Genomic DNA, 25,762 nt, shown 5'->3' on the forward strand with positions numbered 1-25,762 from the left:
TCTGTACGGGCAGCCCGACTGCCCGTTTTTTTTCCTCAGGGCGAGTGTGCTAGACTCGCCCTACTTTTTTACAGCGGAATTTTTCAGTGTCTTCTTCTTCACGCGTGTATTTCCCGGACCTTTTCCTGAGCCAGATGCGCGACCTGCTGCCCGACGCCGCAGAGTTCGACAAATTTATTGCTATCAGCCAACAGCCGCTGCGCCGCAGCCTGCGCGTTAATACGCTGAAAATTAGCGTGGCAGATTTTCTGGCGCAGGTTGCGCCTTACAACTGGGCGCTGACGCCGATCCCCTGGTGTAGCGAAGGCTTCTGGATTAGCCGTGACGATGCCGAAGCGCTTCCGCTTGGCAGTACGGCAGAACATCTGTCAGGACTGTTTTATATTCAGGAAGCCAGCTCAATGCTGCCGGTCACCGCCCTGTTTGCTGGCTGTCCCCAGCCGGAAAGGGTGATGGATGTGGCCGCCGCGCCCGGATCTAAAACAACGCAGATTGCAGCAGGCATGAATAACCAGGGCATGCTGCTCGCTAACGAATATTCTGCCAGCCGGGTGAAGGTGCTGCATGCCAATATCAGCCGCTGCGGCGTAAGCAATACGGCGATTACGCACTTTGACGGCCGCGTTTTCGGCCCGGCCTTGCCGGAAACGTTCGATGCGATTTTACTCGATGCGCCCTGCTCCGGCGAAGGTGTTATCCGTAAGGATGCCGACGCGCTGCGCAACTGGTCACCGGAAAGCACGGCAGAGATCGCCGCGACGCAGCAGGACCTGATCGACAGCGCTTTTCATGCGCTCAAGCCCGGCGGCACGCTTATCTACTCAACCTGTACGCTAAACCGTAGCGAAAATCAGCAGGTGATCGCCTGGCTGCTGGCGCGCTATCCTGATGCCGTAACGATTGAACCGCTTAACGATCTTTTTATCGGCGCCGACAGCGCAAGCACTGACGAAGGTTTCCTGCACGTTTTTCCACATCTTTTTGATAGCGAAGGTTTTTTTGTTGCCCGCTTACGTAAAACGTCAGGCGTGCCGCCGCTACCGCTGCCCGGCTATAAAGTGGGCAAGCTGCCTTTTTCTCCGGTAAAACGCAAAGAGGAGCAGGAGATAGCGATGGCCGCAGCGAAGTCAGGCCTGGCCTGGGACAGCGTCACGCATAGCCTCTGGCAGCGTGATAAGGAACTGTGGCTTTTCCCTGTTTCGCTGGAGCCATTGTTAGGCAAGGTGCGCTTTTCCCGCATCGGCTTAAAGCTGGCGGAAACCTTCGCCAAAGGCTATCGCTGGCAGCATGAGGCGGTTGTTGCGCTGGCTCAGCCACAGGCTAAAAATCGTTTTGAGCTGACGCTGGCGGAAGCTGAAGAGTGGTATCGCGGGCGCGATATCTATCCTGAACGCGAGCTGCCGGCCGATGAAATCATCGTCACCTGTCAGCAGCAGCCGATTGGGCTGGCGAAGAAAGTGAACAGCCGCATTAAAAACAGCTACCCACGCGAGCTGGTGCGGGACGGCAAGCTGTTTTCCTGACTCACTGAACCTGTACCACGGTAAGCCGGTTGCCGAACACGGCACCGGTATCGATAAAGTGCAGGTTTGCCGCGCTCAGAGCTTCAGCAAGCGGCGTATGGCCAAAGTAAAAAGCATCCGCGCCGCTGATTGCTGTGGCTCTGCTCTGCTTTGCCTGTTCAACCCGGTTACGGCTCCAGACCACGTCGAAAGGATCGACCGGGGCTTCCCAGGCATAGCGATCGGCCGGGTAGTCAGCATGCGCGATAACAATCAACTTATCCTGTAGCTGCAGGTGGATAATCAGCGGCATCAGCCGACAGCGGCTAAGGGCGTGCCTGGCTTCAATCATCTTCATGCCTTCAAGTTTGTAAAACCACTCTCCGCCATTGCCAATCCACTGTTGATGTTCGCCTTTCGTCAACGCATTGATGGCCATTTCTTCGTGATTGCCGCGCACGCTACGGAACCAGGGCTTACTCAGCAACTCGGCGCAGCCGGGGCTGTCCGGCCCTCGATCAATCAAATCCCCCACGGCTATCAGCAGGTCTTTTTCCGCATCAAAACGATAAGTTTCCAGGCTATCTTTGAGCATGTTCAGACAACCGTGCAGGTCGCCGACGATATAGATATGCCGCCACGCTTTACCGTTAAGATATTGATACATTATGGTCGCACCCTGAGGTAATTTTACGTGGAAGTTGACGTAATGTTTAATTAACAGACACTAAAGTATAGTCTGTTAACGTCTCAGGGAGTCGGCAGAATATGGGAAGCGCTCAACAGTTTTGGCTGATGCTGACGATGGTAATTATTGGCGGCATATTGCTGATTGAAGTGCTGGTTAAAGCACTTCAGCTACTGTTTACAGGTTAACATCAAGCTGTTGTCGACGGGCTAAAAGACTAGCTGTTTCTCAGGGCGCGGGGATTTTTTCGCAGAGAGGCACTCCAGTTAAACTCTTTAACCTCACTCTCTTTTGCCGTGGAAGGCTTACGAGGCTTTTTAGCGACAACTGCTTTAGTACTTTCTTTCACTACGCGATCTTTCATCACCAGTCGCTTGGCTTCTTTTAAAATCTCTTTTTCTTCTTTCGAGGAAGGAACGTGGCCTTTTTTCAGCGTCAGCGTTTTTACCTTCGCCTCGATCAGCTCTTTTTCACCATCGGTAAACTGGTCAATAGAAATCTCTTTTGTACTTTTCATGGTGATAACTCCAGCCAGCATGCTAAACGCGAACATCGCGCAGCCCAGGTAGCAGGTGCAGCGTAGAGCTTTACTCGCGGTTGTACAAGCCTGAAAAAAAATGTGATGGCATCCCGTCTGCAAATCGCCCTTAATTTCTAAGGAGATGACAGACGTGATAATTAACCGAAAGGTCTTTTTTCAGGGAAGATCGTCATCAGCTGCCAGCAACAAATTCTGACCAGCCATAACGAGATTAGCTTAATGAGAGCGGGAGAAGCACCAGGGACAGGAGAGTAAAACGGGTTAGTAAAATATCCGCGTTGGTAAAGGCGAGCTATTGCCGCCTTTACCCGTCAGGTAACGATTTAACAAATTATTTTTCCTGATATGGATCTTTTTTATCTGCCTGGCTGTCATCACGCGTGCGGGGCATTTCGCCATGCTCGTCCGGATTATCTCTTGCCGGATGATCGTCTTCTTCATAAGCATTGCCGGCGGAAGGCGCTGCCTCTGGCAAACCTTTATGCACGTCGCCTTCTTCTTTGCGTTTTTTATTAAGTTCTTTATCAGACATAATTCCTCCTTTGGCTTCCAGTCCATTAAGTGTAGCCGGGGATTGATTACCTGTGAGGGAGGAATACGGAACTGCGCCTTTTTTGTGATGAAAATTTTACGCTGACCGGCTGGCGGTGCGCGCAGCCTGCGCTATCCTTTACATGCTGTCCCACTTTCAACCCACGGAAAATACTATGAAAAATTGTACAAAAGGTTTAGTTGCTCTGCTGGCCGTTTTATCGCTGGCAGGCTGTATGCACCGCAGCGACGCGGTAGGCAATGATGGACGCCCTCATGCACCAAGCGCGCAGTCAGTACCGGGCGGTACCTTAGGCGCAGGCCCTGTTGGGCAGCCGCAATCGTAATTATTTGCGCTGATAAATGCGATGTCGACTTCGGTCGGCATTTGATCTTTGTGGATAGCGGTATTATTGCTATGGCCGCACTCCTCCTGTCACACTTATCAGCGTTTTATTTCTTTCAGGTCATGAGAAAAAGCGAATATGGGCTTGTGCAGCCCATCACTATTAATTAAAAACGCAGCGTCTACCTGAAGGTGCACCCATTATGCGAGATATACTCTGGCAAACCACTTCTACCTGACTTCCTTTTTTAAGGGTCAAGGCCGTGCTTTTCTGTGAGTCGACCATTTCCATTCTGGCGGGCATAAACTGATTATCTGTTTTCAGCCTGATAATAATGGCGTCGGTAAAATCTTTATCAATAGCCTGAACCACGCCGGTTACCGCTATCTGCTTACCTTTCATGCGTTCATCCGCGGCCACTTCGTTTTCTTCATAATCTCTGAAGAGTTTACCTGCCGAGATACGGAATACCTCTTTTTGCGGCGGAGCGCTTTCTGCTATATCGGCGGGTTGCTCACCGCGTGAAGCCTCAGCGGCTTTTTTACTCTCTTCGTTTGGACCAGCCAGCACCCGGATAACAATTAGCGCAATAATAATAAAGAAAGCCCATTTGATAATTTTTTTCATCTCTTTTCCTTGTCAAACTGTGAAATGGTGCCGTTAAAAAAGCTTTCTGCCTGGCGGGCAGACATAAAAGCGTTTCTTTAACAGCCACAGGCTTTATCGGCAGGAACGAAAAGAAATTTAGGTTAAGGATTAAAAAAGATAAAAATGAAGAATAAGTGCGCAAAAAATGCGCACCACCTTAAAGAAATAAGGTCACTGCATGATTGACCGCAATAAATAGCTAAGCAAACCTTAATGCCAGATTAACGTTTTCTCCGGCATTTACGACTATAGCGCCGTCGCGATCGCTAAATGCAATGTCACCTTTTAATAATGCCGCTTTTACCTTCGTTAAATCGCTGGCCTTAAAACCTAATGCCGCCATTCGCGCACTGCCATCGTAATCCGCTGGCAATGAGCCAAAACGGTGCCGTACATAATCTACGCAAGCAAAACGCACTGTAACCGCGCCAGCGTGCAGCGCAAACGCCCCATCCTGACAGGCCAGAACCTTTTCGACACCAAACAGCTGGCTGTACACCTGCGCGGATAAGGCAGGATCCTGCGCAACAATGACAAATTCGCTGATGTTCTGCACACCGTTAGGATGGACCTGCCATTCTGGCTGCCAGACCGCCTCTGGCGTAAGATGCTGACAAAAAAAGCTGCGTCCATTGGGGATTCGGGAAGCACGGAGGCGCACCGTGCGAAAGTGTGCTTCGCTCAGTGAACCATCCGGTAAGGTGACCGGGCGATAAAACGAGGCTGGCGGCTCGCCATCTAAATCATGCCGCTCCAGATGTTGAAAGGCGATATCGGCACTGTCGGTTTTCCACACCAGGCCGGTTAAGCCCGGCGGCGCCTGCCAGAGATCGGCACGCTGCTTTTCCTTTCCCTGTTCGTACCCCAACAGTTCAAGATAGTTTTCGCCAAAAATGGCCAGATGATTGCTGGAGCCCAGAGAATGATGCCCCCGCTCGGTAAGCTGAAACCCCAAACGGCTGAACAGAGAACGAGCTGTATCAAGCCGATCGGCCACGTTAACCACGGCATGATCGACTACGGGCCGAAGAACGGAAACAGGCATAAAAGACCTCCTCTTTTTAACAATCGGGCTACCCTTTTTAAGGCCCACAGCGCTGGCGGCAGATGATGACATGACTATCCTTATACTTCAGGTAAGAAAGGCTCACCCAGCGTCAGCATCAGGCGGTTCGCCCAGGCAAAAAAAGCGCTGGACTGGATCAGATCTAACAGGGCAAGCGTATCCAGCCCCTGCTCGCGCAGCGCATCTGCCTGACGCTGCGTGGCGCGGGGTGGCGTGACGGATAACGCGGCTGCAAGCTCAACGACTGCCTGCCAGCGCGGCGATTGTCCGTGCGATAACTGCCCGCCGGGCGCAACGTCCAACAGTTTTTGTACCGCCTCGTTATCTTTTGACAGCTGACTGGCTTTGCGGGCATGGACAGAGGCACAAAAGATACAGCCGTTTACCTTGCTAACTACCGCCGCCGCTAATTCGCGTTCGGCACGAGGCAGTCCACCTTGCGTGTAGAAAATACCTTTATCGGTAAGCGTACGTTGCTCCAGTAGCGGCAGGTTACGCGCCAGCAGGCGAAAATAATCCGAATCGCTATGTCCAAATTTCGCCAGCGTTATCTGTTCATCCGCGTTAAATTCCGCCAGCGGTTTCGCTGCCAGCCACGGTTCCCAGCCTAATTCAAGCTGCGTAAAGGCCGTTAATGCCCTTTTACCGCTGGCGGTCTGCGGCGCATCGTGCCATTTTCCAGCCACCACTGCCGGTGACTCGTCCTGCGCGCCCTTTCCCTGAAGCAACCGCAGCCCTGACAGTAGTCGGCTTTGAAAACTAATAAACGCCACCAGCTGCGCGAGCGTAACAATCCCGCGCTCGCTCCAGCCCGCCTCCTGTAACGCTTTAAGATGTGAAGGCGCAGCCGTAACCGGCTCAAAGGTAAGACGATGCGCAAACTCCAGCGCGGTAGTATTGCGCGCCGAAGTGCTTAATGGCTGAGTCTGCTGCCGATAGTGTGCCTGTAAAGCTGGCTGCCCGTGCCATTCCGCCACCTGCGCGGCCAGCGCTAAGCGTTCGTCGAGAGGAAAATCATCATCGTTTTGAGCAAAAATAATCTCGTAACTGCCCTGAGCATGTAGCGTGGCGGCGTCGCGTTGCCGACGCGCCTCAGCCAGTTCAGAATCGGGGGCAATGTCTGCCAGCGAGGCCAGTAAATCGTTGGGCTGAGTCATAAAAGCTCCTGTTAGCGATGCTCGCCCGCTGCTCGTAGCCCGGGCGCAAGATGTTCTGCGATTAATTCGATGGAGCGGAGCGTTTCCGCATGCGACGGCTCGGCTGAATGCACCTGAAAAGAAATATCGGTAACGCGCGATAGCGTGCTGTCCTGCGCCAGCGACGCCTTAACGGCGGCAATATCGCCAATATGCGCATCAAACTGCCCCAGCAAATCATCAAAAGTCTCGCCGCGTAATTGATGGCCTGACGCTCGATAGTGTTCCGCCTGCTGGCGAATGCCCGGTTCGGCTATGCGCCTGGCGTGCTCCCTGCTATCAGCAACAAAGGCAGTGCGCGAAGCCAGAATACGCGGCGCAACGCCCGCAGGCAGCGCGGCGAGATAGGCATCAATGAGGGGATTTTGTATTGCATCAAGCGGTAAAGCTGGCTGGCCTGAAGGACGCGGCTGCGTACGGGACAGCATCAATCCGTGTCCAGCCTGGGCCGCGCGCACCGCTCCCTCAACTGAAAAAGTTGCAATCCAGACGCGGTCGGCGAGCTGCGCGCCTGCCGGATAGAGGTGATTATTGGGGTGAGCCAGCGAATCCCCTCGCCAGGCGCTGAGCAAAACATGTAAATTATCGGCGAAAGCCGTACCGCGCTGAGCAAAGGTCAGGCCAAACGGCAGAAACGAATCTGGCGTGCCGCCCGAACCGAGGCCGATCTCCAGCCGTCCGTTTGCCAGCAGATCCAGCACGGCGGCGTCTTCTGCAACGCGCAGCGCGTTTTCCATCGGTAACGTAATAATGGCGGTGCCCAGCCGAATAGTGCAGGTATGTGCTGCGACATGTGCCAGAAACAGCAGAGGCGCAGGTAAGCCGCCTTCCGCCTCGTGAAAATGGTGTTGGGCAATCCAGGCGCTATCGAAGCCGCAGCGTTCAGCGTGCTGAATCTGTTCGGTTGCCAGCCGGTAGCGCTCTTTTGCCGGCGCCTTATCCAGCAGTCGGGTGAAAAAGCCAATGCGTTTGGTCATGCAGACTCCTTTTCAACAAAGGGAGTAAAAGATGGAATTGCGGCAATCAGTTCGCGGGTATAAGAATGCTGTGGCGCGCTGAAGATTGTGACAGTGTCACCTTGTTCAACTACCTTGCCGGCCTGTAATACCGTCACGCTGTCGGCAATCTGTCGTACCGTTGCTAAATCATGCGTAATAAACAGATAGGTCAGGCCTTGCGCTATTTGCAGCTGCTGCAACAGGTCAAGGATCTGCGCCTGGACCGTAACATCCAGCGCCGAGGTTGCTTCATCCAGCACCAGAATCGTTGGCTGCAAAATCAACGCGCGTGCCAGCGCGACGCGTTGACGCTGGCCGCCAGAGAGTTCGCGGGCGCTACGTGACAATAAAGCCAGCGGTAGCGCAACGCGTATCGTGACATCTTCGACACGCTGTCGACGCTCTTTACGACTCAGGCGTTCAAAATTGCGTAGGGGTTCTTCAATAATCTGCGCCAGCGTCTGGCGCGGATCGAGCGAGGCAAACGGATTCTGCCAGACAAACTGAATTTTGCGTCGCAGCTGGCGCAGCGCTTCGCCCCGTAAGCCGTCAGTCACAATGCCATCCAGCATTACCTCACCGCTGTCCGCCTGCTCAAAGCCTAACAGGATGCGAGCCAGCGTTGTTTTACCGGAGCCCGATTCGCCTACCAGCGCATGCGTCGTCCCTCGTTGTACCACAAGGCTTGCCCGATCGAGCGCCAGCAAACTGTGTTGCTTGCCAGCCGTAAATGTTTTGCAAAGCTTTGTTGCCTGAATAGCTGGCGTGGAGAAACGTGCGGCTGGTTTTTGCACTCGCTGGTGCGGCCGTGGTGCAGCATCAATTAGCAGCTGGCGCGTATAGGGATGTTGTGGCCCGCTAACAATCTGTGCCGTAGGTCCGGATTCCTGAATTTCCCCGTGACGAAACACAATGATGCGATCGGCGCGCTCTGCCGCCAGCGGCAAATCGTGCGTGACAAACAGCACCGCGGTACCCGATTCCTGGCGTAGCGTATCCAGCAGATCGAGAATGCGTTTCTGCACCGTAACGTCCAGCGCGCTGGTCGGCTCATCAGCAATAATAATATCCGGCTGTAAGGCGAGCGCGATGGCAATAAGCACGCGCTGTTTCATGCCGCCCGATAACTGATGAGGATACTGCGAGACGCGCTGTTCGGGGTAGCTAAGCCCTACGCGCGTCAGCAGTTCAACCACGCGCTGCTGGCGCTGTGCACGCGTTAGCTTTAAATGCAGGCGCAGGATTTCTTCTACCTGTTCGCCGATGGTTTTTACCGGGTTAAGCGAATTACTGGGATCCTGCGGCACAAGGCTAATCCGCGCGCCGCGCAGTGAATCCAGCCGTTTTTGTGCCCATGAGCTGATATCAACGCCGTTGAGCTTGATCTGACCATTATCGCGACGCCCGTTTTCCGCCATCAGCCCCATAATCGCCTGGGCGACAGTGGTTTTGCCAGAGCCGGACTCACCTACTAAGGCAACCATTTCGCCAGCCTTGAGCTGGAAGCTGACGTTATGTACCACCTGTTGCCAGGCGCTGCCGCTGCGATAGCTCAGGCTGAGAGTTTCAACGGCGAGTAAAGGCAGTGCGTTCATCGGCGTCCTCCAGCCAGCTGCTGGCTAATGCGGTTGGCGGAAAGCACCACGGCTACCACCACCAGGCCGGGAAAAGTGGTTAGCCACCATGCTGTCGCCAGATAATTTCGTCCTTCGGCAATGAGTAATCCCCACTCCGGAGCGGGCGGCGGCGTGCCGTAACCAAGAAAACTCAGCGTCGACAGCGCCAGAATGGCCTGGCCAAACTGTAGCGCTGCATAAGCAACGAGCGGCGTCAGCGTATTGGGAAGAATGTGCCGCCACAGCACCGCAAGAAAACGGCCGCCGCTACCGTAAGCCGCTTCGACATATTCACTGTGGCGCAGACGTACCACTTCACCACGCGCCAGGCGGGCAAAGCTGGCGACGGAAGCGATACCGACCGCCGTTGCCGCGTTTAACGTCCCGAAGCCCAGTAAGATCAAGACGCTTAACGACAGCAGCAGCGAGGGAATCGACAGCAACACATCCACCGTACGCATTAGCCAGGATTCGGTTTTACCACCGGTTGCGCCTGCTACCACACCATGTGCGGTGCCAAAAATAAATCCCACCGCCACCGCCAGAAGCGCGGCCGATAGCGAATGTGATGCGCCGTAAACGATGCGCGCAAACAGATCCCGGCCCAGCTGATCGGTGCCCAGCCAGTGCCCTGCTTGCGGAGCCAGTCGCTGTGCGCCGACGATGCCTTCGGTCGCGCTGTAATGCGTGAACAAACCGGGCAGCAGCGCGGCCAGTACGGCAACCACTATCACCGCCCACGCCAGGTATAATCCGGCCTGGAGCCTTATTGTGAGGGACGAAGCAACGCTTTTTTGCCGTGCCATCGCGTAATCGACCAGACTCATACTGCACCTCCTGAAAGCGTCAGCCGGGGATCCAGCAGCGGCATTACCAGATCCACCAGCAGATTGATGGTCACAAAACCCAGAGCCGAAATCATCACTACCGCCTGCAACACCGCAACGTCCTGGTTATTGACCGCCTGCTGCGTGAGCTGGCCCAGGCCGCCAAGCCCGAACACGGTTTCAGTAACCAGCGCCCCGGCGATCAGTTCGCCCAGCAGCAAACCTGCGATGGTCAGCACGGGCAACATCGCATTGCGTAAAATGTGTCGCCACAGTACGTAAGTTTCACTGGCTCCTTTGGCTCGTGCCACCGCAACAAAGGGCCTGGTCGACACGTCATCAATGCTGCGTAACAGGATTTGTGCCAGCGGCGCAGAAATGGGGATAGCCACGGTGACGATGGGCAAAATCAGTCCCTGCCAGGGCGAAGGATTAATGACCGGGATCCAGCGCAGCTGAAATGAAAACAGCTGAATCAGCGCGATGCCAAGCCAGAAAGTGGGGATAGAGATAAACAGCGCCGGCACGGACTGCAGCAAATTACGCAAGCCGCGCAGCGCGGGCAAACGCGACAGCGCAGACAGCGCAAAAGCCAGTAGCCCCGCCAGTAAAAATCCGCCCAGGGCAAGGCGCAGCGTACCGGGCAGATTGCTGCCCAGCAGTTCGCTGACCGGCACGCCTGCCTGAACCGAGTAACCGAAGTCACCATGCAGCATGGCGGTCAGCGTATGCAGATATTGCTGCCACAAGCTATTATCCGCGCCGTAGGCCTGGCGCATTTCGGCAATTTGCTGCGGGCTAAGCCCGAGATCCGGGTTCTGAAATTTAATCAGTACCGCATCGCCTGGCAGTACCTGCAGCAACACAAAAGATAAGGTGAAGGCGGCCCAGAGAACCAGCAGCCCTGCCGCCAGCCGACGCGGTAAGTAATGGCGCATGATGACCTCGACTTAGTGTTTTTCCAGCCAGGCCCCGTACAGTGCCGGACGACCAACCGCTTCAAAATTCACGCCCTTCAGCCAGGGCGCGCCGGCATACACCTGCGGCTCTTCGAAGATCGGAATGACATACGCCTGGTCCAGCAGATAGCGCTGGACATCGCCAGTTAGCTGTAAACGTTTTGTCGGATCCACTTCAGCAGATATGTTAACCAGCAGTTGGTTCAGCTTGTCGTCGCGGAAGCTTTTAACCTTGTCGCTGGAGCCGCCCTTTTGCAGCAGATTGTCCCTGTTCGCCGGATAAAAGCTGCTCTTGATTACGTCCGGATCGGCGCGGCCTACTTCCGTCACGTTAAGCGGCGTTTTTTGCGGATCGAGGCTATCAAGGGTTTTACTCCCGGCATCACCGGCTTTAATCGTTAACGCCACGCCAACCTGACGCCACTGTTGCGCCACCAGCTGCAATACCTGCTTGTTCTGTGGCTGCGGCACGGATTCATAGAGGGTTAATGCCAGACGCTGACCCTCTTTCTGCCGAATCCCGTCCGCAGCTGGTTTCCAGCCCGCCTCATCCAGCAGCGCTTTTGCTTTCGTCGGATCAAAAGTCAGCTTGTCGGCCAGATTGACGTAGCCCGCCGCCGTTGTGGCTACCACAGAGGTAGCTTGCGGATAGTTTGCAGAAAAAAGCGTTTCTACTATCTGTTTAGCATTGGTGGCATGCAGCAATGCCTGACGCACACGGATATCGCTTACCAGCGGATTATCCGGACGAAAGCTGATGCTGTCGTTTACGCCGCGCGTGGGTGCCGCATAAATCGGGAAGCTTTGCTCTTTGGCTTGTTTCTCATCGTAAGCCTGAACCTGACGAATAAAGTCGGCCTGCCCTGCCAGCAATGCGCCAATGCGTACGCTGTCTTCAGGCGTCACGATTATCTTGATGCCGTCGAGATTAGCCGGGCCTTGCTGCTGGCTGCTTTTTGGCCCCCACCGGTAATCTTTTCGCGCTACCAGATCAACTTCACGCCCCAGCTTTTCATCACTGACCACAAACGGGCCGGATCCGATGATATGACGAGCGTCACCCAGCCGATCGAAACTCTGTGCCAGCGTGCTTAAAGAAACCAGTCCCGAACCGATGGTCGCAGTACCCTGTAAAAAGCCCGGTGATGGTTTTTTGAAATAGAACTTCACCGTTAAGGGATCGACAACTTTGCTGCGCTCGTAGTTATTAATGACCTCTGAAACCGGGAGACGCTGCGCTTTATTGCCCAGACCGTAGGTATCGAAATTTTTGGCCACGGCGTTGGCGTCCAGCGGTGTACCATCCGAAAAGGTCACGCCAGGACGAATTTTGAAGGTATATTCGGTTTTATCGGCGTTAGTGGTCCAGCTTTCGGCAATCCACGGCTCAACCTGTAAGGTTTGCGGGTTTTGCCAGGTTAACTTATCGGTGATCTGATTGAGAATGCCCCCGTTGGGATAAAAGCCGCCCGCTGGAGGATAAAGATTAGTATGTGCCTGCTGTTCAAGATAAATCAGCGTTCCCCCTTTAACCGGCGTGGCGGCGTGAACGGTGAAACTCCCTGCAAGCAATGTAAAAGCCAGCGCGCGCGGCACCGGCAAAAGCGTAAAAAGTGTCTTCATGGTGAATTCCTTTGTTATCAGCTGCCTCAGCAGGCGGAATCATCATCGAATGACGGAACAAACTGGCAAACCAATGAATTGGTCAAAGCTTATTTAAAAAAGAGAAATGGCGGATTTATGCATCAGCACGCTGGTAAATACCGTCCGAGCATCTGCCGACCCCAGTATGAATCGAATAGTTTAGATAAAAGGTAAGTTATATATGTGCTATCCGAGGTAAAAAAACTGTTGGCTATCAATTATTACTACCCGGAAATACAATGCACTGCCTGTAATGGGTTGGGATTGAGATTGGGATAGGGATAGAGACAGAGACAGAGACAGAGACAGAGACAGAGACAGAGACAGAGACAGAGATAAAGATAAAGACAGAGCGTCAGCAATTCCGGGCTATTGCTTGAACAAAGTCTGGATGCTGGCGTTATCATATTGCCAGATAATATTTTCAGAAGATGGTCAACATTATCGAATTCACTACTTTTATTTAGCGCAGCCCCCATGATTTTTAGATAAAAAACCCAGCGCTAAGGCTGGGTTATCAAAATTTATAAAGATTTAATTCATTCCATTCTTTTCTTGTAATTCAAAAAAACGCCGCCTGAACTCCATAGGGTTTTTTATATATTTTATTGGTGCACGTGATGTGCCTACGTCGCAAACTGTTAAAGAACCATAACCAAGAATACGGCCCAGAATACTTTGCTTAACCTGTAGGCTTGAGACTTTACTCAAACCTATCTCAATAGTATCTCTCTTGATTAACCCGGTTTTCGCGATAACACGTTTATCTGTTATCCCGGCCTCATTAGAACGTATAATCATGTAGCCAAGAGGTATCAGTAACAATCCTGCTCCTGCCGTAACCACTGCGAAAATCACTCCCCAGACTATCCAGGGCAATAAAGCCCATAGTGTGACTTTGCCGCGATAAAGCAAAGATTCATTGTTGATAAGATTAGAATCAATGTAAGCCATAGCGCTATATCCTTATATAAGTAATTCCGGAGAGACATTCTACCACCCTTGCCAGCCCAAGGGTATTTTTTCACTAAGAGTGACCTCTTAAAATGAATTGAATGTCTACATAACGAAAACATCTTGATCACTTAAATTCAATATTACCTCTTATTTTTAGCTATAATTATCCCGCATCCTTCTGATTTAAATAAAATAAAAAACCCAGCTATTTGCCAGCGCGGCAGATTTTCTGTGTGACAATAAACAGGACTGCGCCAGCGAATGCGACTAATGCGACTAATGCGACTAATGCGACTAATGCGACTAATGCGACTAATGCGACTAATGCGACTAATGCGACGCATAATCGCCGGATGTAATGAAACTCACAAGCGCGGATGCAAGAAAGCCCTGATTTCAGGCTTTTTTCGGCTTTTTTCGGCTTTTTTCGGTCCGAAGAATATAAAATATTGATTTATGTGAATATTAAAATAAGACCAAATAATTTTAACGTCCTTTATAATCAAAGATTTAGATTGGGGAATGGCGCATTAGTGGCTACAATTTTTTATCGCGGCACATTGGCTACAGACTCCAGCGTATTCTCAAGTTCCAATATAAGGGATGCAAAGTTATTATCTTGAAGTTCACGAGAAGTTTCCCTCTCTTTCCTTTTTGCATCACTGCATAGCTCATTATAGTAATTCCGGATTTCTTTTATATTTCCAGTTATTTTAGAACCATCCCCAACATCATAAAAAGGTATTGGTATGTTCCTATTAGTATTAAAGGCAACAGTTTTTAAAGGTGTAAGCTCCATTACTTCTATAAAACCCTTATCATAGCTTAGGATACCTGGAAAAAAATATCTCTCGTCATTTCCCATATTAAACGTAATAGCCTGTTCTAAATATCTGTAATGAGTCAGGTCCCATACCATGCCATTTAAAGCCGACCATAATTTTTTTGAGTTTTTATGAATTTTGCTAAAAAAAGGAAATTTTGTTCCTCTCTCAAAAAACTCTTTAGCTATCATTATTTCCCTTGTCGCTAAAAAGCCAGCTTTATTATGCGCAAAAGATAACATCTCTAGCATTTTATTCTTCAAAGACCTGGAGGGGGAACTTATTTGTATGATACTCATCATAAGAAGGTAAATATACACCTGTGAATGACGAAAATTTATACCTTCTCTTAACCTTAGATCTTGGGAATTTTTCATCATTCTTTTAAAATGGGCATCAGTATTTATAAATAGTTCATTTTTTGATATATTTGCATTAATACCCCCTTCTCTTTCAAATACATCAGGATTGATGTTCCTTATAAACTGATAGCCTAAGAGTTTATCAAATATCTTAGGGTGGTTTTCTGGATTATCTAAATTCATTAGATTTTCCATTTCATATAAAATTGAATCTACTTGCGTTTCTTTTTTAACTATAAATTTAAATACTTCTTCAATATCATTTTCATGGTTATGCTTTTTACCATTAATACATGATTGAAGATAGCTTAAAGCTTGACTGTCCAGGGATATAGAATAATCAATTCTAAAAGTAGAACATCCTTTACTACTAAACATCTCTTCAAATGTTAATGGATCAAAAACTACGACATTTTCATCGTTGAAAAGGGATCTTATTGCTTCTCCATGTTTAAATTTTTTATTGCACTCAAACCCAGGGTAGGGGCCCTTTGGAGAAGAAAAAACAAATTTATATTCAGGAATAAGTTGATAGAAGTTTTTGTATAGTATTAAAGCCTCAGAAATAGAGTCAGCATTGCCAATCTCCATAACTAACTTTTCTTTGATATAATCCATCATTTAACACCCCTTAAATAATGCCCATTGATATATTTTTGTAACCTCTCCTGTTTCACGTAATGTTATATTCCTTACGTTTGATACGGATATTTCTTACAGATCATGTTCAGAGTATAAGGGCTAAAACGATAGTTATAAACCTTGATCTTAAAAGTTATAACCTATAGTTAACATTACTTTCCCAGCCGTCTCTAATTCATCTACTCCACATATAAAACTTGATTTTTTTGTAACACTTACTTTTCTTCCCGGTAAAAGCATTATATCATATTTACCTTCTACTCCTGATAACCAGAGCCCATTACTTATATCGTTTACGCCAGCGTCAACCAGCCATGAACCGAAATCACTATTAACAAATACAGGTCATTTACCCTTGAATTTGACAGACACGCTTTAACCCATATTTTGCAGAGCACGATGCAAACCTTTCAAATCCCCTACTGATCTACCCGCCCGGTAAACGACATAGAAATCATCAGAACGGGTCATGCATGTACAGAGTGCATGGATCTGCATTAGAATACACATACGAAAAAACCTGATGGGTGCCAGTACTGGCGTGCTTCCCCCATGCACATGCATTAAAAGTGCCTTACAAAGCGGGCAGGCGTGGCGGGGATAGCATTGCGCGCGGAGGGGGGAACATGTATGGCAGAGCACCTCTTTTAAGCGCTGAGAGGCGTTGAAAGCAGAAAGAGCAAGCAGGATTCTGAAATATGAAAAACCGTGCAAAATGCCGTTGAAGGCGTCCGAAACCGTTATGGAATTTTATGTTACTGTTAAGGTATGCATGGTAACTAAATCAAGGGAATGATATGGATACTACTGAACAGCTTAAAGGAACTTACTTCTATAAAGGGTTTCATAACCTTTCGGCAGGTGAGCTTTTTTTCTGGATTTTTCTGGAGGAAGCGCAGAAACAATTAGGCGTTAAAGATATCGCCACGCTTGCATTAGTGATAATTGGCCAGCCTCATCTTATAACCAGGACAAAACCTGGCGGCACAACCGATGGCACATCCATTTTAAGCCGAAATCTTCGCCAGTGGCTGAATGTTCGGGTGAGTCGTTGGCCTACTTTGACTAACGAAAGCATTAAACATCTACGGTTCAGCTACGTAAATAATCTTGGCGCTTTTGTGGGAAGGTGGGTGCCTATGTTAGGTATCGCATATCTTATGAACGACGTTATTCAGATATCCTGGAAGGCAACCCGCAGCTATAACACTATTGCCAGAGGCGATGATAAGCTATGGAACTAAAAGATGATATCGCAGCCAGTGTGATGAGCTGGTATGAAGAGAACTATAATCAGAAGCCTTTGTTTGCAAAAAAAAAGCCTGTCCTGACGCCTGAAACCAGCCTTTCTACCGGTCATTATCCGTGGGCGAGAGAAACGGGTGACGAAATTATGACTGAGTATTTTTCACGGTTTAACGTAGATAAATCAGGTTTTGATTTTTTTAAATATTGGCCGCCAAGTAAAGGTCTTATCCCTAATTTCCTTCGCTCGAAGGAGCTTAAGGTTGTAAACCGGCGAGCTGAGCCGCTAACAATTGACATGCTGATAGAATCAGCTAAGGCGGGACGCTGGCTTTATTGATGGGCATAACGTCTACAAAGGTAAACGCAAGAGATCTCACCCTCGACCTGCTACTGTTCCTTTGTGTGGAAAATGACCCGACCATCGGGAACATCCCTTACCAAATATAATAATTTTTCAAAATTCTTATGCGGTAGATAGGTTAGCTGAGCATGAGTAATCTATGTACTTTTCTTATAGAGATAGATATTTAAGCACTAATCTTCGACGTGTTAAGTCTGTAGAAGGAAGAAGGAGGCTAAGTTTGCTGATGCATTGCCTTCGATTAAGCTATTTTGAATACAATCGAGCCTGAGCCGACAGTGAATCTAACTGTATTATTTAGTAAATACTGGGATGTTATTGCAGCCAATCCAGTTTTATTTATTACCACTGCCCTGGCATTTGGTGGGGTTGGTTTTTTTATAGGTAAGTTGTGAACTGCACGGCAATCCGGAGCTAACTCTGATAGTTAGAATTTTCCTTTCTACCGGTGCACGTTGGAGTGAAGCCGCAGGACTAAAGGCAAGTCAGATATCCCCAAACAAGATTACTTTCATCAACACCAAAGGGAAGAAAAACCGCACGGTTCCTATCGGGGATGATTTGTATAACGAGCTTAAAGATAAAGAAGAAAAGTTTTTCTCTGAGTGTTATCGACCGTTTTACCGCGTGTTACGTCTGGCCGAAATAACCTTACCCAAAGGCCAGATGAGTCACGTTCTGCGCCACAGCTTTGCCAGTCATTTATGGTGGCTGGCGGTAACATCGTGGTACTGCAACACATCCTGGAGCATTCCGATATCCGTATAACCATGCGTTATGCGCACTTTGCACCTGACCAGCTGGAAGAGGCCGTAATCAATAATCCGCTCGCAAGAATGGCGCTAAAAAGTGGCTACATAGGTTCATACAGGGGGGTACTACGGGGCGAACTTTAAGTGATTGATTTATCTGTAAAGTACTGTTTTAAAGCCCTGACCAAAAAAAGACCAAAGACGAGTCCTGTCTTTGGTCCAGGGGAATGGCTCTTTAAGAGCCGTGCGCTAAAAGTTGGCATTTATGCAGGCTATGAAGCCTTGCCCTTTAAAAGGTAGTACAGAAGCAAGGATTTTCCAGCTGGCACCATCAGGGCCAGCCAGAATATGACAGGTCTGTGATCGTAACGGCAGAAATAGTGACGGAATGGCAAGATGAGGCAATTACTGCTACCGCGCCTGCTTAGATAAGCAGAAGCGCGGCAGAGCTATCAGTCACACAGCTTTTGCGTACGCTCGACGAAAGGTGCCAGGCTTTTCTTCTGGCCAGGATGCGCGGGGTCGTCGATCTGGATGACGCTAATCGGCTCTCCTTTCGCCAGTCCACTTTTGACCTGCTGCTCGGCAATCTCGTTTAGCGGATACTGCATCAGCGTGCTGGGATTAATAGCATACAGAGCGCCGCCTTTAGCGCAGGTCAGCATGACCTCTTCCCGGTCAAATGCCCATTTATCTTTACCCATTTCAAAACGGCTGACGGTAATAATTTCTGAAGCCATTGCGCTGGAACAAAAGCTTAGCGCGACGATCAGGCTGGCCAGTTTTTTCATGATAGTACGATACCTCTTTCAAAACGCCCGAAGACGGGCGGTAAATAATTCAGGCTGGCTCCAGCGTGGCGAAAATGCTTACCAGCAACAGAACCAGCGTTGCCAACAGTAATTCAGCCAGCGTGGTGAGCATAAATTGATGGTGCGCATTTTGGCCGCTACGCTGGAAGCGCGGCACCAGCCAGTAACGGTTAAACAGGGCGATAAAGCACATTACCGCTACTAACAATGTTTTCAGCAGTAGAAGCTGACTGTACTGCCCGTATGCAGGCGGCCACGTCGGCAACAGGATAAAAGTGTTAATGATGCCGCTGATAATAACCAGCGCGACCGCAAGATGCCCATAGCGGGAAAAGCGCATCAGCGTGCGTACCGCATCGTAACTGGCGGGAAGCTGCCGCATATCGCGCATTAAAATCAATACGGGCAACAGACCGCCAGCCCAGAAAGCAGCAGACAGTAAATGCACGACCTGATTAGCACGCTGTAGCCAGCCCGCTACGCCATCCAGCATGGCGGCATGGCCAACAAAAGCCAGCCCGGCCAGCTGCCCTACTCCGCTTAACAGCAGTAGCTGCTGTCGAGGTCGACCTTTAGCCATCAAAGCCGCTACGCCAGCCAGCGCGGCAAACAGCTGCCATTGCCAGGCTTGCCCAAAACGCGTCTGCAATACCGCTTGCCATATCTCTGGCCTGGCGATATCAGCCCAGCCATTTGCCATCAGGCCAGTTTGCGCTGCCAGCAGGAAAACAGCAGTCAATAGCGATACCAGCGCAGCGGCAGTCAGCAGATTGTTAAAGCGTACGGAAAGACAAGGCCTGAAACACGCGGGGGCCAACAGCGTGGTATACAGGCTGCCACCGGCAAGCGTCATTAGCGCCGCAAAATGCAGCCAGCGGCAGAGTATATAGAAGAAGCTAAGGGACATATTACTTCACGCTAAAGGTGTAGTTTCCTTTAGTTTTATGTCCGTCAACCGACAGTACATGCCAGCTAACCTGATATTGCCCGCTGGTCAACGGCTTCGCTAAGGGTACAATCAACTGATTGTGCTGTTTCGGCGCACGTTCAGCTTTGGCAAGAGGAACGACCTGGCTGCCCGCCGTCACTTCCACACCGCTGAAAGCGGGTTCGATATCTTCCGAAAAAGTTAGCGTCAGCGCCTGCGGCGAAGCTTCGACACTGGCGTTGGCAGCAGGATACTGGTTTTTAAGATGGGCATGAGCAGAAACCTGCTGTGAGAAAGCGGCGGCACTCAGCGCCAGCGCGAAAATCATTGACCTACGCATTGAATCCTTCCCTTTTGGTGCAGCGGAAGCTGCGACAAGGCCGCAAGAATACTCCGCTAAAAATAAAGTGTCGAGTCGTTCACAACTTAAAGCCACGGTCGGGCTTGCGAAACGCGCTCGCCTGCTTTATTTTTGCGACGGATTAATGGAGGTACTGATGAACTACAATCTGGCTGAACTGCCGCAGGAAGAAAAAGATAAAATCAACGTCGATTTGGCCGCCGCTGGCGTGGCTTTTAAAGAGCGTTATAACATGCCGATTGTGGCCGAAATGGTAGAGCGCGAACAGCCCGAAGCGCTGCGCGACTGGTTCCGCCAGCGTCTTATGCATTATCGTCAGGCTTCACTGAGCCTGTCGCGTCTGCCTTACGAGCCCAAACAAAAATAGTGGCAAAAAGAGCTTTATTTGCTTGTGTTTCCTGACCGCTTCGGTTGAGATAACGTCTCAAAATCCGTTACGCGAGTATATTTATGTCTGTCTGGAGTATCGCTGCAGCGCAATCAGGCTCCCGTGCGGGAGATATCGCGTGGAATATTAAGCGCCATCTCGAATTCGTTGAACAGGCCGCTTTGCATCAGGTCGACCTGCTGATGTTTCCTGAACTGTCCATCACCGGCTATGAGCTTGCGCTTGCCAGCGAGCTGGCGATGCCGCAGGACGATACGAGGCTGAACGTTTTCGCCGAAGCGGCTATCAAATTTAAGATGAGCATTATTACCGGCCTGCCGCTGCAGGATGGCGAGCATACCCGGCTTAGTGCAATGGCCTTCCTGCCTGACGGTACCCGGCTGACCTATTTCAAACGCCATCTGGTTGAGGCTGAAAAGCCGTTTTTTAAAGCAGGGCAAAGCGTCCCGCTGTTTGGCTACCAGCATCACCATGTGGCCATGGCCGTTTGCGCGGATATCAGCGTTGAAGAGTATGCCCGGGATGCGGCCCGCCGTGGCGCAAATCTGTATGCCACCAGCGTCCTGCTCTCTGAAAACGGCTACCATAAGGACTGCGACTATCTGGCACGCTGGTCGCGTGAATATCAGATGGCTGTCCTGATGGCCAACCATGCTCTGCCGACAGGCGGTTTTCAAAGCGCGGGTAAAAGCGCCATCTGGGACGAAAAAGGTCGGCAGGTGGTCAGCGGCAGCGAAGGCGAACAGCTGATTATTGCCCGCCGTAAAGGCCACGACTGGCAAGGCGAAGTTCACTCTCTGCATCCGGCAGCCGTTCTCTGAGAGGGAAAATCTATGTTACGCGTAATAGATACTGAAACCTGTGGATTACATGGCGGCGTGGTAGAGGTTGCCTCCGTTGACGTCATCGACGGTCAAATTGTTAACCCCATGAGCGACCTTATCATGCCGGATCGCCCTATCAGCCGACAGGCGATGGCGATCCACCGTATTACCGAAGCGATGGTTGCGGGCAAACCCACTATTGAAGAAGCAATCGGTCGCTACCATGGCAGCGCTTATTACGTTGCGCATAATGCCAGCTTTGACCGCCGCATGCTGCCGGAAATGCCGGGCGAATGGATCTGCACCATGACGCTGGCGCGCGGCCTGTGGCCCGGCAAAAAATATGGCAACCAGGCGCTGCGTGAATCGTTGCAGCTTCAGGTTACGCCTCCGGCCGATCTGCATGCTCACCGCGCGCTGTATGACTGCTACGTTACCGCCGCGCTGTTAATTCGCATTATGGAGTTTTCCGGTTGGGACGCGCCGGAGATGGTGCGCCGCATGCAGGTTCGCGGCTCCAGCGTGACTTTTCCCTTTGGGAAATACCGGGGTAGCCGCATTGATGATGTGGTGAAGCGCGATCCGGGATATCTGAAGTGGATGTTAAAAAATATCCCGGATCTGAAGCCCGATCTGAAAAGCGCGATGGAACGGGCGCTGTCAGCAGATTAACGCGCGCTGGCGGCGCTCAGCGTCTCCTGCGCAAGTCCAATCAGAAACGCATACTCCAGCGCCACGCCTTCGTAAGATTTAAAGCGTCCCGACTTGCCGCCGTGGCCCGCATCCATATCGGTGCAGAGCAGCAGCAGATTTTCGTCGGTCTTTAACTCCCGCAGTTTCGCCACCCATTTCGCCGGCTCCCAGTACTGCACCTGTGAGTCGTGCAGCCCGGTCGTGACCAGCATATGCGGATAATCCTGCGCGCTCACGCAGTCGTAAGGACTGTACTGGCGGATATAGCGATAATATTGCTCGTCGGCCGGATTACCCCACTCATCATATTCACCGGTCGTTAGCGGTATTGACTCATCCAGCATGGTTGTGACCACATCGACAAAAGGAACCTGAGCCACCACGCCGTGAAAGCGCGTTGGCTGCATATTGATGATGGTCCCCATCAGCAGGCCGCCAGCACTACCGCCCATCGCGTACAGCTTTTCAGGATCGCCATAGCCCTTCTCAACCAGCGTACTCGTGACGTCGATAAAATCATGGAAGGTATTGAGCTTGTTTAGCAGCTTGCCGTCTTCATACCACTGCTGGCCCAGCTCGCCGCCGCCGCGAATATGCGCCAGCGCAAAAACAAAACCGCGATCCAGCAGGCTAAGACGGCTGGCACTGAAGTCCGCCTCCATGCAGCTGCCGTAGGAGCCGTAGCCATAAACCAGCATCGGATTTTTACCCGGATGATAGTGCTCTTTGTGGTAAACCAGCGATACCGGCACTTCGACGCCGTCACGCGCGGTGATCCAGTGATGTTCGCTGCGGTAGTGGCTGGCATCAAACCCATTTACCTCAGCCTGTTTAAGGATGTGCCGTTCGCCGCTGTCCATATCCAGTTCAAACAGGGTATCCGGCGTGGTCATGGAAGAGTAACCGTAGCGCAGCTTGCTCGTATCCGGAGAAGGATTAAAAGAGAGCCAAGTGACATAAGCCGGATCGTCAAAGGCAATGCCGTAATCCTCGCCGGTTTGCCAGCTGATCTGGCGCAGGCTGGTCAGGCCGCGCTGGCGTTCTTCTACCACCAGCCAGTCGCGAAACAGAGCGAAATCTTCCAGCATGACCTGCTCGCGAGGCGCAATCAGCGTTTCCCATTTCTCTTCTTTTACGTGATCGGTACGGTAGAGACCGAAGTTTTTGCCTTCACGGTTGGAGCGAACGTAAAAATGGTGGTTATAGTGATCGAGACTGTATTCGTGATCTTTGCGTCTCGGGCAAAAGATTTGCGGCTGCGCATCAGCAAATTCGGCGTCAAGCAGCCGGATTTCACTGGTCGTGCTGCTGTTAAGCACGATTAAAATAAAATGCTCGGACATCGTTTTATGCAGGCTGACGTAAAAGGTGTCGTCCTTTTCTTCATAAACCAGCTCGTCCTCGTGCTGCGACGTTCCCAACCGGTGACGCCAGACCTGCCACGGCAGCAGCGTCTGCTTGTCTTTTAATACGTAATAAAAGGTGCGGCTGTCGCTGGCCCAGACGAAGCTGGAGGAGACGTTTTCCAGGACTTCCGGATACCAGCTGCCGGTTTGCAGATTGCAGAATCGAATGCCGTACTGACGGCGTGAAAGAAAATCCTCGGCCAGCGCCATCGTTTGATTATCCGGGCTGATGCCCAGGCCGCCCATCGTGTAAAACTCGCTGTGAGCAGCGCGCTGATTGCCATCGACCAGGGTTTCCCACTCTTCCGGGGTTTCTGTGTTTTCCGGCTGGCGCAGGTAAATGGCATATTCATTGCCTTCTTCGTAGCGCCGCTGATAGCGATAGCCTTTTCTGACGTAGGGAACGGACTGCTCGCGCTGTGGAATGCGGTCGACCATCTCTTTCAGTAGCCGATCCTGCAGTGCCTGCTGCGTATGCATAACGGCTTTGCCGTAATCGTTTTCCGCGTGCAGATAGTCCAGCACGTCTGGATTTTCACGCTTGTCATCGCGCAGCCAGTAATAGTTGTCGATGCGCGTTTCACCATGAGCGGTCATCTCAAAAGGAATCTTTCTGGCGACTGGTGGTTTTATCATTCTTTGCCCCGCTGAATCAGTTATACAAAGTAAGGGTGGCAGTTGTGGCGGTGATTGCCAAGCGGCAGGCACGAAGAAGAGTTGAAAAACAAGGTTTAAAAGCTTTCTGGCGCATTCAGGTTTTCTGAACGCACGCGTCAGGAAGCGTCAAGGCAGGCAAAGCCTGGCAAACCTTTACCCCACTGATGTTACTGGCAAATTTACGCAGACCACTATACTTACCCGCATCACAGAGTCAAAAGGTCAGACCGTTTACGTTTTATCAGGTCAGACAGAATAGTCGATAAGGGGAAAAGTATGCGTTTTCAAAATAGCCCGTTGTTTATCAATACGGTTTTATTAGGCGGCACGACGGAAGAGAAAATTGCTGCCGCGGCCGAAGCGGGATTCAACCAGGTAGAACTGTGGCGGCAGGATGTCGATGCGGCCAAAGGCACGGCGAAAGATGTCGCAAGCCTGCTACAGCAGCAAAACCTGTCGCTGACTGATTACCAGGTATTGCTAGATTTTGACGGCGCGCCCGACCACCAGCGCGAAGAAAAACGCCGCGATGCTCTGGAAATGCTGGATACGGCCGTGGCGCTGGGTGCGACAACAATACTGACTCCGGCCTCCACGCAAAAAGAGTGTATTGCCGAAAGAGAAGAGGAAGATATTCGCTGGCTGGCTCAGGAAGCCGGAAAACGCGGCCTGCGGGTGGCTTTCGAGGCGATGGCGTGGAGTACGCACATCAACACAACCCCGGCCGCGTGGCAGCTTGTCCAGCGCGTCAATGAACCCAACCTTGGTTTGGTTATCGATGCCTTTCATATTTTTGTGCGCAACCGCACTATCGCCGATCTCAATGGGATCCCGATGGAAAAAATCTTTCTGGTACAGCTTTCTGACCTGGACGAACTGCCGTCGGGTGACCAGCTGGTGCAGACGGCCAGGCACCACCGCCTGCTGCCGGGTCAGGGAAACTTCCCGCTTTATACGCTGCTGGATTACCTGGAAGCGGAAGGTTACCGGGGGCCGGTGGGACTGGAAGTCTTTAACGATGGGCTCCATCAGCGAGCGCCCGCCGACGCGGCAAAAGAGGCAATGCATGCTCTGAAACGCTGCTGCGCCCAGGCGACGCCAGGCCAGCCTGGCTAAGTCAGGCCATAAAGCGTACCGGCCGGTTAACTGGCTAAACATGTCATAAACCGTGCTGGTGGGTTAACTGGTTAAACATATCACAAAGCGTGCTGGCCGCTTAACTGGCCAGGTCAGGCCATAAAGCGTGCTGGTGGGTTAAGTGGCTAAACATGTCGCAAAGCGTGCTGATGGGTTAACTCGCTAAACATGTCACAAAGCGTACCGGTCGGTTAAGTGGCCAGGTCAAGCCATAAAGCGTGCCGGTCAGTTAACTGGCTAAGCACGACCTGCTCTTGCGCCAGTGGATAAAACAGAGCCAGCCGGGCGGCTGGCTTTTCTGCCGCTGAGCAGGCAGCACGGCGAATGTCCGGCAACCTGGCGGCTTAATGATATCGCTATCTGTCCATTCAGCTATTCAGCTATTCAGCTATTCAGCTATTCAGCTATTCAGCTATTCAGCTATTCAGCTATTCAGCTATTCAGGGGACTTTACCCCTCAAGCAGCTTTGCCACGCCCGGTTTTGCCCGCTTTTTCCTCGCCTTTTTCATCCGTCACGGCGCTAAGCTCGGCAACGGAAGCCGCAGGACGCTCGTCTGCCGCTTCTGGCATTTTACTGGTACGCAGAATATGCTGGACGGCATCTTTGTGTTCAGACAGGAACATACCCAGCGCTTCACGCTGGTTTTCGTCCATATCCAGCGGCGCGGCGCTTAACCAGTCGCAGAACACTTCAGCCATATCAAGCATTTTGTCATAAGCGTCGGCTTCTTTCTTGCTGGCGAAAGTCATCTTTTCCTCACCTTTTCTGACGACAACATATTTGATTTCAACAGCCATAGTACACACCTCGTTTAACTGTATTTTTATACAGTATATCAGCCCTGC

Annotated in this window: 26 protein-coding genes and 2 pseudogenes; 9 read left to right on the top strand and 19 right to left on the bottom strand. The window is 51.1% G+C overall.

The features are described 5' to 3' along the window. Positions 1-86: 86 nt before the first annotated feature. Positions 87-1,523: a 16S rRNA (cytosine(1407)-C(5))-methyltransferase RsmF gene (gene rsmF / locus KUE00_RS00330; protein WP_343215861.1), complete on the top strand. Its 1,437-nt coding sequence runs from the start codon at positions 87-89 to the stop codon at positions 1,521-1,523. Between the two features lies 1 nt (position 1,524). Here rsmF and KUE00_RS00335 read toward each other — a convergent pair whose 3' ends face one another. The 3 genes from KUE00_RS00335 to KUE00_RS00345 form a co-directional block, all read right to left on the bottom strand. After that, entirely contained in the window at positions 1,525-2,172 is a 648-nt protein-coding gene (locus tag KUE00_RS00335; RefSeq protein WP_246758051.1) for a metallophosphoesterase, read from the bottom strand. 235 nt (positions 2,173-2,407) lie between these two features. Next, positions 2,408-2,707, bottom strand: coding sequence for a DUF3811 domain-containing protein (gene yjbD / locus KUE00_RS00340; protein ID WP_246757514.1), 300 nt, complete (start codon positions 2,705-2,707; stop codon positions 2,408-2,410). Positions 2,708-3,062: 355 nt separating this feature from the next. Further along, complete coding sequence (locus tag KUE00_RS00345) at positions 3,063-3,263, bottom strand: hypothetical protein (protein WP_246757515.1); 201 nt, start codon at positions 3,261-3,263, stop codon at positions 3,063-3,065. Between the two features lie 175 nt (positions 3,264-3,438). On the opposite strand from KUE00_RS00345, the gene KUE00_RS00350 reads away from it, so the two are divergent. Next, positions 3,439-3,609 (top strand): hypothetical protein, encoded by a 171-nt coding sequence (locus KUE00_RS00350; protein ID WP_246757516.1) that lies wholly within the window; start codon positions 3,439-3,441, stop codon positions 3,607-3,609. 162 nt (positions 3,610-3,771) lie between these two features. Here the strand turns inward: KUE00_RS00350 and KUE00_RS00355 are convergent, their stop codons facing one another. From KUE00_RS00355 to KUE00_RS00405, 11 genes and pseudogenes are all read right to left on the bottom strand, one after another. Continuing rightward, positions 3,772-4,236, bottom strand: a complete 465-nt coding sequence (locus tag KUE00_RS00355) for an OB-fold putative lipoprotein (protein WP_246757517.1) — start codon at positions 4,234-4,236, stop codon at positions 3,772-3,774. Positions 4,237-4,456: 220 nt separating this feature from the next. Continuing rightward, positions 4,457-5,302, bottom strand: coding sequence for a VOC family protein (locus tag KUE00_RS00360; RefSeq protein WP_246757518.1), 846 nt, complete (start codon positions 5,300-5,302; stop codon positions 4,457-4,459). Positions 5,303-5,382: 80 nt separating this feature from the next. After that, the gene (locus KUE00_RS00365; protein ID WP_246757519.1) at positions 5,383-6,480 is read right to left on the bottom strand and encodes an alkylhydroperoxidase domain protein; all 1,098 of its coding nucleotides are present in this window, start codon (positions 6,478-6,480) and stop codon (positions 5,383-5,385) included. Between the two features lie 11 nt (positions 6,481-6,491). Then, entirely contained in the window at positions 6,492-7,496 is a 1,005-nt protein-coding gene (locus tag KUE00_RS00370; RefSeq protein WP_246757520.1) for a putative FMN-dependent luciferase-like monooxygenase, read from the bottom strand. Beyond that, a complete protein-coding gene (locus tag KUE00_RS00375) occupies positions 7,493-9,112 on the bottom strand; it encodes a dipeptide ABC transporter ATP-binding protein (RefSeq protein WP_246757521.1) in 1,620 nt (539 codons plus the stop codon). The genes KUE00_RS00370 and KUE00_RS00375 overlap by 4 nt, the downstream gene beginning before the upstream one ends. Next, positions 9,109-9,960, bottom strand: coding sequence for an ABC transporter permease (locus KUE00_RS00380; protein WP_246757522.1), 852 nt, complete (start codon positions 9,958-9,960; stop codon positions 9,109-9,111). Before KUE00_RS00380 ends, KUE00_RS00375 begins: the two co-directional genes overlap by 4 nt. Beyond that, positions 9,957-10,898, bottom strand: coding sequence for an ABC transporter permease (locus KUE00_RS00385; protein ID WP_246757523.1), 942 nt, complete (start codon positions 10,896-10,898; stop codon positions 9,957-9,959). Before KUE00_RS00385 ends, KUE00_RS00380 begins: the two co-directional genes overlap by 4 nt. Before the next feature lie 12 nt (positions 10,899-10,910). Next, complete coding sequence (locus tag KUE00_RS00390; protein WP_246757524.1) at positions 10,911-12,542, bottom strand: TIGR04028 family ABC transporter substrate-binding protein; 1,632 nt, start codon at positions 12,540-12,542, stop codon at positions 10,911-10,913. Between the two features lie 555 nt (positions 12,543-13,097). Next, entirely contained in the window at positions 13,098-13,517 is a 420-nt protein-coding gene (locus tag KUE00_RS00395; protein WP_246757525.1) for a PH domain-containing protein, read from the bottom strand. A gap of 550 nt (positions 13,518-14,067) precedes the next feature. Next, the gene (locus KUE00_RS00400) at positions 14,068-15,327 is read right to left on the bottom strand and encodes a hypothetical protein (protein WP_246757526.1); all 1,260 of its coding nucleotides are present in this window, start codon (positions 15,325-15,327) and stop codon (positions 14,068-14,070) included. Positions 15,328-15,474: 147 nt separating this feature from the next. Then, positions 15,475-15,681 (bottom strand): annotated as a pseudogene (locus KUE00_RS00405) (S24/S26 family peptidase); the annotation flags it as partial. A gap of 464 nt (positions 15,682-16,145) precedes the next feature. Here KUE00_RS00405 and KUE00_RS00410 point away from each other — a divergent pair. From KUE00_RS00410 to KUE00_RS00420, 3 genes and pseudogenes are all read left to right on the top strand, one after another. Then, on the top strand, positions 16,146-16,592 hold the full coding sequence (locus tag KUE00_RS00410) for an STM2901 family protein (RefSeq protein ID WP_246757527.1): 447 nt from the start codon (positions 16,146-16,148) through the stop codon (positions 16,590-16,592). Beyond that, complete coding sequence (locus tag KUE00_RS00415; RefSeq protein WP_246757528.1) at positions 16,583-16,933, top strand: DUF1493 family protein; 351 nt, start codon at positions 16,583-16,585, stop codon at positions 16,931-16,933. The genes KUE00_RS00410 and KUE00_RS00415 overlap by 10 nt, the downstream gene beginning before the upstream one ends. A gap of 414 nt (positions 16,934-17,347) precedes the next feature. Next, a pseudogene (locus tag KUE00_RS00420) lies at positions 17,348-17,853 on the top strand (tyrosine-type recombinase/integrase); the annotation flags it as partial. Positions 17,854-18,161: 308 nt separating this feature from the next. On the opposite strand, the gene KUE00_RS00425 reads toward KUE00_RS00420, so the two are convergent. From KUE00_RS00425 to yobA, 3 genes are read right to left on the bottom strand one after another with little or no spacing between them, the layout of a single operon-like run. Next, positions 18,162-18,500: a YebY family protein gene (locus KUE00_RS00425; RefSeq protein WP_246757529.1), complete on the bottom strand. Its 339-nt coding sequence runs from the start codon at positions 18,498-18,500 to the stop codon at positions 18,162-18,164. Between the two features lie 49 nt (positions 18,501-18,549). Beyond that, positions 18,550-19,428: a copper homeostasis membrane protein CopD gene (gene copD / locus KUE00_RS00430; RefSeq protein WP_246757530.1), complete on the bottom strand. Its 879-nt coding sequence runs from the start codon at positions 19,426-19,428 to the stop codon at positions 18,550-18,552. A gap of 1 nt (position 19,429) precedes the next feature. Continuing rightward, the gene (yobA, locus tag KUE00_RS00435; RefSeq protein ID WP_246757531.1) at positions 19,430-19,789 is read right to left on the bottom strand and encodes a CopC domain-containing protein YobA; all 360 of its coding nucleotides are present in this window, start codon (positions 19,787-19,789) and stop codon (positions 19,430-19,432) included. 157 nt (positions 19,790-19,946) lie between these two features. Between yobA and KUE00_RS00440 the strand changes: the two genes are divergently transcribed. The 3 genes from KUE00_RS00440 to exoX all read left to right on the top strand — a co-directional run bounded on the left by KUE00_RS00440 (position 19,947) and on the right by exoX (position 21,694). Then, positions 19,947-20,177 (top strand): DNA polymerase III subunit theta, encoded by a 231-nt coding sequence (locus KUE00_RS00440; RefSeq protein ID WP_246757532.1) that lies wholly within the window; start codon positions 19,947-19,949, stop codon positions 20,175-20,177. 83 nt (positions 20,178-20,260) lie between these two features. Further along, positions 20,261-21,019 carry a carbon-nitrogen hydrolase family protein gene (locus KUE00_RS00445; protein ID WP_246757533.1) on the top strand — a complete coding sequence of 253 codons (759 nt, stop codon included), beginning with the start codon at positions 20,261-20,263 and terminating at the stop codon, positions 21,017-21,019. 12 nt (positions 21,020-21,031) lie between these two features. After that, positions 21,032-21,694, top strand: coding sequence for an exodeoxyribonuclease X (gene exoX / locus KUE00_RS00450; protein ID WP_246757534.1), 663 nt, complete (start codon positions 21,032-21,034; stop codon positions 21,692-21,694). On the opposite strand, the gene KUE00_RS00455 is transcribed toward exoX, so the two are convergent. Next, positions 21,691-23,754 carry a prolyl oligopeptidase family serine peptidase gene (locus tag KUE00_RS00455; RefSeq protein ID WP_246758053.1) on the bottom strand — a complete coding sequence of 688 codons (2,064 nt, stop codon included), beginning with the start codon at positions 23,752-23,754 and terminating at the stop codon, positions 21,691-21,693. The genes exoX and KUE00_RS00455 overlap by 4 nt on opposite strands. Before the next feature lie 300 nt (positions 23,755-24,054). Between KUE00_RS00455 and KUE00_RS00460 the strand changes: the two genes are divergently transcribed. Then, a complete protein-coding gene (locus KUE00_RS00460) occupies positions 24,055-24,894 on the top strand; it encodes a sugar phosphate isomerase/epimerase family protein (RefSeq protein WP_246757535.1) in 840 nt (279 codons plus the stop codon). Between the two features lie 478 nt (positions 24,895-25,372). Here the strand turns inward: KUE00_RS00460 and KUE00_RS00465 are convergent, their stop codons facing one another. After that, positions 25,373-25,714, bottom strand: coding sequence for a YebG family protein (locus tag KUE00_RS00465; RefSeq protein WP_246757536.1), 342 nt, complete (start codon positions 25,712-25,714; stop codon positions 25,373-25,375). Positions 25,715-25,762 lie beyond the last annotated feature (48 nt).

The sequence above is a fragment of the Erwinia phyllosphaerae genome (assembly GCF_019132875.1).
Lineage (GTDB): Bacteria > Pseudomonadota > Gammaproteobacteria > Enterobacterales > Enterobacteriaceae > Erwinia > Erwinia phyllosphaerae.